Origin of the sequence: Moritella sp. Urea-trap-13, from assembly GCF_002836355.1 — a bacterium.
Classification (GTDB): domain Bacteria; phylum Pseudomonadota; class Gammaproteobacteria; order Enterobacterales; family Moritellaceae; genus Moritella.
The window spans coordinates 391042-403960 of the sequence record NZ_PJCA01000027.1 but is presented as its reverse complement, the minus strand read 5'-3'; the positions used below and the strand labels follow the sequence as shown (position 1 = coordinate 403960).

Genomic DNA, 12919 nt, shown 5'->3' with positions numbered 1-12919 from the left:
ACATAACTCATTTTAAATAAGTAACTTATTATGTATAAAACTATTTTATTACCGGTTGATCTTAACGAAGAAGGCTTTAGTCACGTCGCTGCGAAGCACGCTTGTGCTCTGGCAAAGATGTCTGGCGCAACAATACATTTATTAAATGTATTGCCAACGTCGCAATTACCTATGGTATCGGCACACTTCCCTGCTTCCGTTTTGCAAGAGATCCGTAAGTCAGCCTATGCGTCATTACAAGATTTTGCCAAAAATCACATTGATGACAGTATTGCAACACAGGTACATATGGCGGAGGGCAAGCCATCAAAAGAAATTATTAAAGCTGCCAATAAATATAATGCCGATTTAATTGTCATGCCGAGTCATAAACGCGCTAAGTTAGAACTTGCCGTTATTGGTTCTGTAGCAGCAAGAGTTGTCAGTTCAGCATCAATGAGTGTAATGGTTGTTAAACCACAATAAACATGTTTATGAGCAGTATTATCTACTGCTCATGATTTCAAGCCCCCTATGTTTCACTGTCATTATTTATTAGTTAATCCCTTCTAATTCTTTCACTTCCTCTGTTTTTTAGTTACTATTACGCAATAATTTTTTGCTACTTCACTGAAATTGAAAAAGGATATTCATGTCAGTTTCTGTATTAATCTGTGATGATTCAAACCTAGCTCGTAAACAAATGGCCAGAACACTTCCTCCTTATTGGGATGTGGACGTTAGTTTTGCATCCAACGGTGCCGAAGGTATTGATGTAATCAGAGCAGGTAAAGGTAGCATCGTATTTCTCGATCTCAATATGCCGGTAATGGATGGTTACCAAGTTTTAGAAGCCATCCAAAAAGAGCAATTGAACGCACTTGTCATTGTTGTATCTGGTGATATTCAAGCCGAAGCTCATCAACGCGTTACCACATTAGGTGCATTAGCATTTATCCAGAAGCCGGTAACAAGTCAGCAAATAGAAACCATCCTAATCAACTATGGCATTGTCGAAAAAGACGAGTTTGCCCAAGCTGAAGCACAGTTGATGGCGAAACAAATAGCAGAAAAAAGACAACTAGATTTAATACAATCAATTCCAGAGACATTACCTGCACTCGGCGCTGAGCTAGACCTTTCACCTGAGTTCCGTGATGCACTGCAAGAAGTCGCCAATGTGGCGATGGGCCAAGCAGCAGAATTGTTAGCGCGCTTACTCGATGTGTTTGTACTATTACCGGTACCAAATGTAAATATCTTGGAAGCCAGTGAATTAACCATGGCGTTGTCGGCGGCATCAGAACAGGCATCAATATCAACAGTATGCCAAGGCTTTATTTGTGCCGGTATTTCTGGTGAAGCGTTACTGTTATTTCATGATTCAAGCTTCGGTGACATGGCCAAATTGATGGGCATTGAAAATCAAGATTCAAACTTCCAAGAGAAAGAAATTCTCATGGATACCGCCAATATCCTCATTGGTGCATTCTTACAAGGCTTTAGCCAGCAGTTGAATGTGAGTTTCAGTCAAGGTCACCCTTCTGTTCTTGGTCAGCACAGTACAGTGCAAGAAATGATTAACGCCAACAACTTCCGTAAACAAAAAACCGTTGCGATTGAAATTAACTATCAAATTGAACATCATAATGTGCAATGCGACCTGTTATTGCTTTTTACGGAGAAATCATTGCCAAGTTTGCTTAATAGCCTTTCTTACCTCATCGATTAACTGAGCTTATCTTGATGATTTATTTAAATACAAAGCGATCAAATAACCAGACAGTTACAAGGAATTGTTAACATGGATAATCAAAGTTCATTGAGTGAGTTTCATTGGATCATGAATATGGTGCAAACCATTGACGCTGGTCTTGTGGTGCTAGATAAAGACTTCAAAGTTCAACTTTGGAATGACTTTATGAGTAACCACAGTGGATTAAGTGCAAGGGATATGCAAGATTCACCGCTGTTTTCACACTTCTCTGAACTACCTGAAACATGGTTACGCAGCAAGATTGAATCGGTATTTTTACTCAAAAATAACGCCTTTACCAGTTGGGAACAACGTCCGTATATTTTCCGTTTTAGTAACTACCGTCCAGTCACCGGTATTTCTGAATTTATGTTTCAGAATATGACGATCATACCATTAGCCTCATTAACTGGTGAAGTCACACACGTCAGTTTGATTATTTATGATGTAACCGATATTGCTATTAACCGATTACAACTTGATAAAGCCAATGAGAAATTAGCACGCCTAAGTCAAACGGACTCGCTCACCCAGTTAAATAACCGTCACAACTGGAATACCCTCATTGCTAACGAATTTAAGCGTGTTAAACGTTACGAACAAGTATCGACGTTAATGATGCTAGATATAGATCACTTTAAAAAAGTAAATGATACCTACGGCCACGTGGCTGGCGACAAGGTGATTGCTGAAGTATCAAGAGTGATCCGAGAAAGTGTTAGGGAAACAGATTTTGCCGCGCGGTACGGTGGTGAAGAATTTGCGATTTGCTTGACGAATACATCAGCCGACAAGGCTATCATACTCGCTGAACGCCTGTGTAAAGCGATAGAAAGCGCTTTAGTCATAGAAGATGGTAACGTTATACAAGTAACAATATCGATTGGTATGGCTGAATTTACAGCGAATACCGATACAGTAGATACTTGGACTAAGAATGCTGATAGCGCATTGTATAAAAGTAAAGAAAATGGTCGTAATCAATACTCTATTTTCTAAATTTTTTATAAACAGTTTTCTAAATCATATGATGAAAAGAGACTAATTACAGTCTGTTGAAACGAAAAAGGTATAGCGTACGCTATACCTTTTTTATATTTGTGACTTTAAATTTAGCTAACTATTCTGCTGCAGCTTGAGCTTTTTCAGCACTTGGTTCTTGCTGAACAGTTTCGCTTGGCTGAGCCGCTTCTGTTTCTAATGCCATTTTTTCACGTTCAGCTTTAGAAATGTAACGAGGCTTATTAGAGCTTGGCGCTAATTTAGCATTGGCTTTTTTAGCTTTTTTCTTTAATGTTGAAACAACTTTTTTCTTTCTATTCATTATATTTGATCTTACTACTTGTCTTCAGGTCGATGTTTTATTTGCAGTCCTGCAAGGAAGTTACGTAATACTTGATCTTTACATTCACGGAAGTGTTTGTGATCAGGTTTACGGAAAAATGCACTTAGTTCATGCTTACCTAAACGGAATCCAGCAATTTCTAATAATTCAAGAACGTCTTCATTCTTAAGATCTAAAGCAATTTTTAATTTACGTAAAACAATATTGTTATTGATTACATGCTCAGGCTCAGGTTGTGGGCCGTCTTTTTTACCGCGATTCGCATTAATTAGACCATTTAAAAAAGTAGCCATCTGCGTATCATTAAAACGCACACACGCTGGATCTTCATCTTTCTTTAACCAATCGCTGATTTCGCCACGTGTAACATCTGCTTCAGCTTGTTTGAACAAGGTGATCATTTTGTCGTCACTGAAATTAAAAGTGTAGCGAATACGGCGTAAAATATCATTATTGGTCATTAATTAGTCCTAATAAGGCTAGCGTGATGTCGTTATGACTCACAATTTAAGTTATGGCGCACAGTATAGCAGATAACCGATAGCTGATAACAGGCTAGTTACGCGATATCCTGAGTGCGCATTTAATCATCTAATAGCCAGTGTCTTATTTTGCTATATACATCAGGATGATACAATAAATCCATGTGACTCATATCACGACCAACCCACTGATTCTGCTCAGGGAAAGTCAGATGGAGTAAATCATCATTGTGACGACCTAGCGCACTGTCGACATTCACTAAGCCATCACCAATTAAACCATCGCCGACTATGGTTGACTGCTTATTTTTCACTGCCGCAACGGTATAACAATGCACACCATTGGGTAACGCTAATGATCCACGGTCGTCCGCAGTATAACTAAAGCGATCTTTTCCCTGCCAGTCTTCATCAATAATCGAACCGTAACGTAAATCAGTAATACCAGCACTACGAATTTGACCTAGCTTAGCAAACGGTAAGCTATATGGATTTGAGCCCAATAAAATATCAATCAGGTTACCGCCTTTTTCAAGCGCTGCACCATGATGTGGCGTACCTAAAAATACCATTTTATGCACTTGTGCCAACCAAGTGTGTCCAGCTTCTTCACCGTAATGAAAGGCACTGCGAGAGACTAAACCGCCCATGCTGTGAGCAAGAATAGACAGGGATAATGGTTGTGGTGAAATCGTCACTAAATACTCTAGTAGCGCGGCTAAATCGCGGCCATTTTCAGAAATATGGCGACCGGTATTATAATGTAAGTAAATCGGTTCATAGCCAAGATCACGTGCTAATTCAATACCATGATCGTGTTCATCAACTTGCCACTGCAAATCATTCATACATAACCCGTGTACCATCAGCAATATCTTGCCATCAGATTTTTCGATCAGATTACGTAAAGCCACATCAGTTAATGCGATACCATCACGGCGTAATTGCATGATCACGGCAAGCGGGTTTTGACGTTCCAGTAAATAGTCACCTAATACACCATTAAGCATCGAAATAGCGACTTCGCGTTTTAGTGATGACTCATGCTGGCCCAAAACAGAACCAAATTGCAATAAAGAAAGATCAATTTTATCACCAACGAACGCGGTGACACTGCGAATATTACGATATACAAATCCGGTCACACCCCGGGTTTTTGTTGGTGTGTTTTTATCATTAAGGCCAAGGCTTAAAATTGTATAATGCAATGCTTCAACAATGTCAGTTAAACCAGCCACGGCGTCTACCGCAAGCTGATTAACACCACGAATGTCATTTGCACGATCGGAATGAGATAGTTTTATTTCTAGTTTTTTTGATTTTCTGCGGGTGTTAAACATACAGCACCTTTGTATTTAGCGTTAGCAACGAATTAAAATCATTACTCTGTTGTAACGCTAAATACTTGAATGCGCAATCTAGGTTTTAGCAGCGTTCGCTTGTCGTTGTAATAAAAAGGTTGCAGAGGCTGACAATAAAATGCCGGGGACCACTTGCATACTGATACTTTGACCATTCACCGACAGTGACAACAACGCGACGACAGCAGGGTTCATATAAATATATGCCATGACTCGAGTCGGCCCCAATGCCACGGTCGTTTTTTGATATAAGTATACTGTCATCAGTGTTGCACCTATCACTAAATAGGCCATGTAAAATACCGATTCACCTTGGATCAAATGCCACTCTAGCGGTAATCCAGATATCAATAGCGCTGCTCCCATCCAGATACAGCCACCAAGTAAGGTACTAAATACCATGACAATCAATTCATCACCACGGTATAAACGCTTCATCGAAATTGAATAACAGCACATAGATAAACAGCCCGCGATAAACAATAAATCACCGTTATTAAGTGAGAAATCCAGTAATCGAGACAAGTCTCCAGCGAAAATAACCCAGCAAGTGCCTAACGCACCGAGCAGGTAAATCATCAACTGTTTCGCTTTGATTTTATCTTTAAATACCAATACGCATAATATAGCGGTAATGAATGGCACCAAGGTATATAAGGTACCGGTATTCAACGTCGTGGTTATTTTCAATGCTTCAAACTGACAGATAAAAAACAATGAATAAAATAGACTAATCACCATCGAGCGCGGCAAGGTTCTTAACACCTTATTACGCCATTTTTTGGTGAATAAAATAAACGGTAATAACACACTCACCGCACCAGTAAAGCGCAGCAAGGTTAAAGAGAATGGGTTTACTAGCCCTGCTAGATGAGCAGATGCTAAAAATGAACCTGCCACTAAGGTAGTCGCAAGTATCACTAAAAGATGAAATTTTATATTTGATTGTGCCAAGCCAAGGCCTTACTTTAGAATAATGAATCGTATTTTTCGGCAAGGTTAGCACGCAAACAACATAATTTCACTCGGTACTTCAGAAGTGTAAAGGTTTTCTAGTTAAAATTAGTTTTTGTTTGATAAAAAATAATTTAAGCCAACCCTATGAAGATGAGGCTAACCAGTTTGACGTATCCTGCCAAACAGATTCAGGCATAGATCGCTTGAAGAACCCAAAATGATCTATTGATCTCACGCCCACTTGCTTCGGGTCCACCACTATCATATCTGATGGTGCATTTTTAAAATGCTGTTGCAGCGCTTTAACACAACTCGGCGGTGCAAATCGGTTGTCATCCGCCATGGCATAAAAACGCATATTTCCAGTATAACGGTGATAACCATCGTGTAACTCGTTACCTTGATCATCAGTATAGAAGGGTTTTCGGCCAAAACGACTCCAATCGCGGATCACGTGCTTGGGTAAGTATTCAGCACCTAACACCCATTTTGGTAAGCCCTTATTAGCACTGTAAAATAAAGGCAGCACACAATAAAAGAATAACACTGATAATGGCTGATCTTTACGACCCCAATTTTTCCAATGGATCTGTTGTGCGGCAATATTAAGGAATGATTCATAACGATTATTATTCGGCGTAATACCCAGCAGCTGGCCGCCAATAGAATGGCCAACGCCTGCTATTTTAAGCCTGGGATAATGGCTTTGTGTCCAGGTCAGCACCGCATCCATATCCAGCTGACCCCAATGTATCATACTGGCTGGTTTCGCATTCACACTCGCTTGTTTACTATCGCCAATACCACGATAGTCATAAGTGATGATGGTAAACCCCTGCTTACATAAAAACTCGGCATAAAGTTGATAATACTTACGTAATACCCCTGTCGCACCATTTATAATCACTACGCGTCCATTACTGAACTCAGGTTTAAACTCACTCGCGACAAGTTGGTAACCATCAAGAGTTTCGATTTCTACTGTATTTAGCATGATATTAATCCATTAACGACAAAATAACTGTAAGTCACGTGCGTGTGTACAATGCCCGTTTATATAAGACTATTTAAGCAAAGCATGCTTGGTTTAGCATTGGCTGTAATGACAAGGCAACTTTTAGGCTTTATTGACCTAGGTTCGAAAATTGATATAACACCATACGAACATCTTCTTATCTGTAATCATTTCCCTTACTATGCGCCTAATAAAATGAGGTTCTTAAAATCAGCTTAGTAAAATCAAAAATATGTCACTTGTAAAATAAACCTGTTAGGAATATATGATGCTCTCAGATATTGAAATTTCAAATCAAACAAGCCCTCAGCCTATCGCTGATATAGCCAATAGACTAGGTATCCTTACTCATGAACTAACAGCGTTCGGTGATGCTAAAGCCAAAGTAGACCTTGCTTTACTTAAGCGCTTAACAGAGAAAAAAGACGGTAAACTAATCATAGTCACAGCGGTTACCCCGACACCACACGGTGAAGGTAAAACCGTCACGACGATTGGCTTAACACAGGGGCTTGCGCACATAGGTAAAAAATCATGTGCTTGTATTCGTCAACCAAGCATGGGACCTGTATTTGGAGTCAAAGGCGGCGCCGCTGGCGGTGGTTACGCGCAAGTGATTCCGATGCAAGAGATGAATTTACACTTAACAGGTGATATTCATGCTGTAAGCAGTGCCCATAACCTCGCCGCTGCAGCGCTGGATGCACGTTTATTTCATGAGACTCGATTAGGCGCAGTTGAATTTACCCGTCAATCCGAGCAGGTAGCCCTTAATATTGACCCACAACAGATCCTTTGGCGTCGGGTAATCGATCATAACGAACGTAGCTTGCGTCATATTACCGTTGGTCTTGGTCCTGTTAATGGACCCGCGCATGACTCTGGCTTTGATATTACTGCTGCATCAGAATTAATGGCGATCTTAGCGTTAAGTCATGATTTAACCGACATGCGCAAACGTATTGGTCGCTTAGTACTTGCGCTTGATTCCTCAGCCAATCCAATTACCGCTGAAGACCTTGGTGTTGCCGGTGCAATGACCGCTATTATGGTCGAAGCAATTAAACCCACATTAATGCAAACGATTAACGGCCAGCCCTGCCTTATTCATGCCGGTCCATTTGCCAATATCGCCCACGGTAACTCATCTATCATCGCAGATAAGATCGCCCTTAAGCTGGCTGATTTTGTCGTTACCGAAGCTGGTTTTGGCTCCGATATGGGCTTTGAAAAATTCTGTAACATTAAAGTCAGAGAGTCAGGTAAAAAACCAGATGCAGCAGTGCTGGTTGTCACGCTAAAAGCACTTAAGGCGAATAGTGGTGTCGAGAGTTATATAGAGAGTGATGCTGATATTAACGAACCTGATATGCCCAGACTACAAGCCGGGTTTGCCAACTTAAATTGGCACATCAATAATGTTGCTAAATACGGTGTGCCTGTTGTTGTCGCCATCAATCACTTCCCTACAGATACCCAAGAAGAACTCGATTGGTTACAACACGCAGTATCTAAAACAACGGCGTTTGGTTGTGAAATCAGTCAGTCATTTTCCCAAGGCGCCAGTGGTGCAGAACAACTTGCAAAAACAGTGGCAGCCGCGACTGAGCAAGCCAGAAATTTCAAATTCCTCTATGATGTAAATACCAGTATTATCAGTAAATTAATGACATTAGCTGAAGTTGGATACGGTGCCAATAACGTTAGACTCACGGCTCAAGCAACTGAGCAAATGCAACGATTCGAGGCACTTGGTTTCTCTGATTTACCACTGTGTATTGCGAAGACGCCGATGTCTATTAGTCATGATCCAAGCATTAAGGGGGTTCCAGACAATTTTGACCTGCCAGTTAGCGAGTTGAGGTTGAATGCTGGTGCAGGTTTTATTACCGCGCTTGTTGGTAAAGTGATGACAATGCCAGGACTGAATATCAAACCAAATTATCATAATATCGATATTGATGACGCTGGCAATATTATTGGATTAGATTAATACAAGCCGCTTATCCCTGCTGCACGATTTAGTTATCTCTGCTGCGCTAGTGTGTACTAGTAATAACCAATAACAGGGATAAGCGAGCAAGTTATAAAAAAACATAAACTGGGGGTAATTTCAATCTGGTTTCACTCTTCGCAGCAGTGTACAATGCGCGGCTTGTGTGATTTTATTGGAAATAAATTATGTTTGTCGGTTTTGACTACGGTACTTCTAACTGTGCCGTTGGGTATGTTAACAATGCTAATCCTGAACTTGTTTCTCTTGGCCAGAACAGTTCGTATCTCGCATCAACATTGTATGCTTCGCATCGAAATATGATCCCTAACTGGGTCGCGCGTAACTTACCAGACTCAGTAGCAAAACCAAATTATCTGCAATTACGTCGCGGACCAATTCAAGCTGGTAGCAACCTTATTCATGAAGGTTATGAAGACCAGCTGTTCTTTGGCCAAGAAGCACTTGATACCTATTTAGAAGATCCAGAAGATGGCTATTACATTAAGTCGCCAAAATCATTCTTAGGGGCGACAAGTTTAAGCCCTGCACAACTGGCTCTGATGGAAGATGTCGTCACGGCGATGATCTGTAATATTAAAAATAAAGCTGAAACACAGTTAGATAAGCAAATAACCCAAGTTGTGATGGGTAAGCCAGTTAACTTCCAAGGCATCAGAGGCGAAGAAAGTAACCAACAAGCGTTGTCAGTGTTAACCACTGCAGCTCAACGTGCAGGTTTTAAAGATATTGAATTTCTGTATGAACCCCTTGCAGCTGGCTTTGATTACGAACAAAGTCTCACGAAAGAAAAAACCGTGCTTGTGGTTGATATCGGTGGTGGTACTACGGATTGCTCATTACTCAAAATGGGACCGGAAAACTATGGTCTTAGCGATCGTTTCCAGCATGTTTTAGGCTATTCAGGTGAACGTATTGGCGGTAACGATTTTGACATTCATTTTGCACAAAAATCATTAATGCCATTATTTGGTCTAGGCTCTGATCTAATCAGTGGCTTACCTATGCCAGTCAAACCCTTCTGGGATGCTGTTGCGATTAATGATATCGGCAGTCAGACTGACTTTTATAGTCAGCGTAGCCTTATTGGTTTACAAGGTTTATATAAAAACGCCGAACAAAAAGAATTAATTTCTCGTTTACTCAAAGTGCAACAGCAAAAACAAACTTACCAAGTGGTTAATCTTGCAGAGCAGATGAAAAAGCAACTGTCACAAGATAGCAGCACAATTGCAGATTTAAGCTTTATTGAAAATGGTTTAACCTTACCGTTAGCCCGTCAAGCGCTAGAAATTGCAAATGCGCCACAACTAACCAAAATCAAAGCTCTCATGGATGAAACGATCACGCTGGCTCAAACAACACCAGATGTTATCTTTGTCACTGGTGGTACGGCGAAATCGCCAATAATTTTCCAATATATCCAACAGCATTATCCAAATTGTGAAATCATTATTGGTGATCACTTCGGCAGTGTAACTAAAGGTTTAACCCGCTGGGCTGAGAAGATTTTTGCTTAATAAACGCTTAATAAGTTTTTAACTGGTAACAAAAAGGGCTGTTTAATACAGCCCTTTTTAGTATTTAAATTAATGTTTTTTAAAAAGTGAAGCTTAAACTCACAGACGCACCAACTTGGTTATCACTACCGTAAGAACCTACAACATCAAGATTCAAGGTGCCTAATGGGCTAATACCAATACCGGCAGTTAACGAATCCTCCATTGTACTAACAGGTATCATTTCACACTCGCCAGAACTTGTACCAAGCGATTTACAGCTAATGCTAGGTCTACATTACAAGCATTGGTAAAGTTTAATCTAAATGCAGGTTTTGTTCCCTCTGCAGATTGATAAAATACCGAACTAGGCACAACAGCAACACCCACCGCAAGCATGTCTTTAGCTAATGAGTCGACGTTACAGTCTAGTGGTAATGACAGCCAAATGAACATGCCACCTTCAACGGATTCAAACTGACAATTTTCAGGTAATTGTTGGGTTAATAAATCCGCTAGATATTGATAGCGTTGGCGGTATAACTGACGTAGCCCATCTAAGTGTTTAGGAAAGTCAGCGTGCTGTAACAGATCCAGTAATACTGCCTGCATCGGCTGACTTGAATGTAAATCCGCACCTTGTTTTACTCGCTCTAGTGCCGAGATCCACGCTTTAGGGCCACTCGCTAATCCTAAACGAATACCCGGTGTAGCGATCTTAGAATATGAACGCAGTACAATCGCATGTTCAGGACAGAAGCTAGAAACTAGTGGTAACTCAGTACCTGAGAAACGTAGTTCACGGTAAGGCGCATCTTCAATCAATGCAACGTTATATTGTTGGCACAATAACGCGACTTTTTGACGTACTTCAAGCGACCAACATACACCGGTTGGATTATGAAAATCAGGTACCGCATAAAACATCTTAATAGTTTTATTGGCAAAGCATTGCTCTAACTCTTGCAAATCAGGGCCATCTTCGCGCTGTTGGATACTTTCAATGCTCGCTTGTGCTAGGCCAAATACCTGCAGAGCACCTAAGTAGCTAGGCGCTTCCATCACCACTTTATCGCCAGCGTCTAAAAATGCACGGGCAATTAAATCCAGTCCTTGCTGCGAGCCAGTACACACTAACGCTTCTTGCTGATCAGATAATTGGTAACATTCACGGAAGTAAGTTAATAACGGACCATAACCTGCCGTACTGCCGTATTGGAATAATTCTGCGCGCGCAGTCAATTGCTGAATACTCTGCTCCATTAGCGCTAATGGAAAGTGATCACCATCAGGTAACCCCCCCGCTAATGAGATGACGTCTGCCGAGTTAGCGACACTCAAAATTTCTCTGATGTAAGATGGTTTAATTGCCTGTAATGATTGCGCTAACTGCATAGTCTATCTCTCTAGTTATTTTATGTTTATTGATATTAATCGCTAACAATACATATGATTTATAGTTTTTTAGTTAAATTAACTTTGAAAACCAATAAAATAGTGATTAATAACGATCTAACTAACATTCATAGTACGGATATAAATTTGACATAGCATGTCCGTTTATGCGCTTATAGGTGTCCATTTATGCTTTTATAAGATCACTATGCCTATAACACCGCTTTTGAGCCCCTCAGCAAATCAGCAGAGATCACGTATCAATGATGTGCTGAACTTTATTCATAGTGATATCAGTGCCGAATTGCCTGCAAGGCAGCTAGCAGAGATAGCCGCTTATTCTGAACAACACTTCCATCGGGTGTTTAAGAATGTCGTCGGTGAATCAGTCCACCAATACATTCGCCGTAGTCGTTTAGAATTTGCGGCTAACCAGTTAATGTTTGATACCAGTAGCTCTGTGGTCACCGTGGCAACTAAATCAGGCTTTGCCTCGGTATCATCTTTCAGCCGGGCATTCAAAGCCACTTTTGCAATGTCACCAGGTGAATGGCGCAGTAAAGACTTAGCCACCAGCACACCACCCTATTTACGTAACCCGGAAATTGCCGCAGCGTATGCACGTATTCAAAGTCGGGTATTACCTCGAGTACAACTGATTGAATTACCAGAAAGGCATGTGGCTTATGTCCGTCACCAAGGTTATGACCGTTCGATTCGCTTAGCTTGGCAAACACTGGTAGCGTGGGCAAATGTAGAAGGGCGAAGTTATCAGCAACAATTCGGCTTGCACCACTCTAACCCTGCGTTTGTCGGTTTAGAACAATGTCGCTATGTGGCTTGCTTAGCCATAGACAAACCCTTGTTACGTCGCGGGACCGTGAATAGCATGGTGATCCCGGGCGGTTTACATGCGGTGTTTAAGCTGACCGGTAAGTATGGTGAATTACTGCCTTATTTAAGTAAGATCATTGAGCAATGGTTACCGTCATCAGGGTTTAAGATGCTATCGACACCAGCCTATGTGCATTACCAGAAGAACCATTTTTTAGAAGATGATGAGCAATTCGAATTACAATTTTGCTTACCAGTATCAACCTTCTTTTAGTGCGGCGG

Annotated in this window: 12 protein-coding genes and 1 pseudogene; 6 read left to right on the top strand and 7 right to left on the bottom strand. The window is 40.9% G+C overall.

The window, feature by feature from the left end:
- The first annotated feature begins 30 nt into the window (after positions 1 to 30).
- The 3 genes from CXF93_RS04670 to CXF93_RS04660 all read left to right on the top strand — a co-directional run bounded on the left by CXF93_RS04670 (position 31) and on the right by CXF93_RS04660 (position 2734).
- Positions 31 to 465 (top strand): universal stress protein, encoded by a 435-nt coding sequence (locus tag CXF93_RS04670; RefSeq protein ID WP_101061264.1) that lies wholly within the window; start codon positions 31 to 33, stop codon positions 463 to 465.
- Between the two features lie 166 nt (positions 466 to 631).
- Positions 632 to 1711 (top strand): response regulator, encoded by a 1080-nt coding sequence (locus CXF93_RS04665; RefSeq protein WP_101061263.1) that lies wholly within the window; start codon positions 632 to 634, stop codon positions 1709 to 1711.
- A gap of 72 nt (positions 1712 to 1783) precedes the next feature.
- Positions 1784 to 2734, top strand: a complete 951-nt coding sequence (locus CXF93_RS04660) for a GGDEF domain-containing protein (RefSeq protein ID WP_101061262.1) — start codon at positions 1784 to 1786, stop codon at positions 2732 to 2734.
- A 121-nt stretch (positions 2735 to 2855) separates the two neighbouring features.
- Here CXF93_RS04660 and CXF93_RS04655 read toward each other — a convergent pair whose 3' ends face one another.
- From CXF93_RS04655 to CXF93_RS04635, 5 genes are all read right to left on the bottom strand, one after another.
- Positions 2856 to 3059: a DUF2986 domain-containing protein gene (locus CXF93_RS04655; protein ID WP_101061261.1), complete on the bottom strand. Its 204-nt coding sequence runs from the start codon at positions 3057 to 3059 to the stop codon at positions 2856 to 2858.
- A 14-nt stretch (positions 3060 to 3073) separates the two neighbouring features.
- Positions 3074 to 3541, bottom strand: a complete 468-nt coding sequence (locus tag CXF93_RS04650; RefSeq protein WP_101061260.1) for a DUF1456 family protein — start codon at positions 3539 to 3541, stop codon at positions 3074 to 3076.
- 122 nt (positions 3542 to 3663) lie between these two features.
- On the bottom strand, positions 3664 to 4902 hold the full coding sequence (locus CXF93_RS04645; RefSeq protein WP_101061259.1) for a triacylglycerol lipase: 1239 nt from the start codon (positions 4900 to 4902) through the stop codon (positions 3664 to 3666).
- Positions 4903 to 4980: 78 nt separating this feature from the next.
- Positions 4981 to 5877, bottom strand: a complete 897-nt coding sequence (locus CXF93_RS04640; RefSeq protein WP_101061258.1) for a DMT family transporter — start codon at positions 5875 to 5877, stop codon at positions 4981 to 4983.
- A 145-nt stretch (positions 5878 to 6022) separates the two neighbouring features.
- Positions 6023 to 6874, bottom strand: a complete 852-nt coding sequence (locus tag CXF93_RS04635; protein WP_101061257.1) for an alpha/beta fold hydrolase — start codon at positions 6872 to 6874, stop codon at positions 6023 to 6025.
- A gap of 289 nt (positions 6875 to 7163) precedes the next feature.
- Here CXF93_RS04635 and CXF93_RS04630 point away from each other — a divergent pair, with 289 nt between their 5' ends.
- A complete protein-coding gene (locus CXF93_RS04630) occupies positions 7164 to 8888 on the top strand; it encodes a formate--tetrahydrofolate ligase (protein WP_101061256.1) in 1725 nt (574 codons plus the stop codon).
- 188 nt (positions 8889 to 9076) lie between these two features.
- Positions 9077 to 10429, top strand: a complete 1353-nt coding sequence (gene yegD, locus CXF93_RS04625) for a molecular chaperone (RefSeq protein ID WP_101061255.1) — start codon at positions 9077 to 9079, stop codon at positions 10427 to 10429.
- A gap of 79 nt (positions 10430 to 10508) precedes the next feature.
- Here the strand turns inward: yegD and CXF93_RS04620 are convergent.
- Both CXF93_RS04620 and CXF93_RS04615 read right to left on the bottom strand, forming a co-directional pair.
- Positions 10509 to 10637, bottom strand: a pseudogene (locus CXF93_RS04620) (conjugal transfer protein TraF); the annotation flags it as partial.
- 11 nt (positions 10638 to 10648) lie between these two features.
- Positions 10649 to 11803 carry a PLP-dependent aminotransferase family protein gene (locus tag CXF93_RS04615; protein ID WP_101061254.1) on the bottom strand — a complete coding sequence of 385 codons (1155 nt, stop codon included), beginning with the start codon at positions 11801 to 11803 and terminating at the stop codon, positions 10649 to 10651.
- Between the two features lie 208 nt (positions 11804 to 12011).
- Here CXF93_RS04615 and CXF93_RS04610 point away from each other — a divergent pair, with 208 nt between their 5' ends.
- Entirely contained in the window at positions 12012 to 12911 is a 900-nt protein-coding gene (locus CXF93_RS04610) for a GyrI-like domain-containing protein (RefSeq protein ID WP_232784103.1), read from the top strand.
- Positions 12912 to 12919 lie beyond the last annotated feature (8 nt).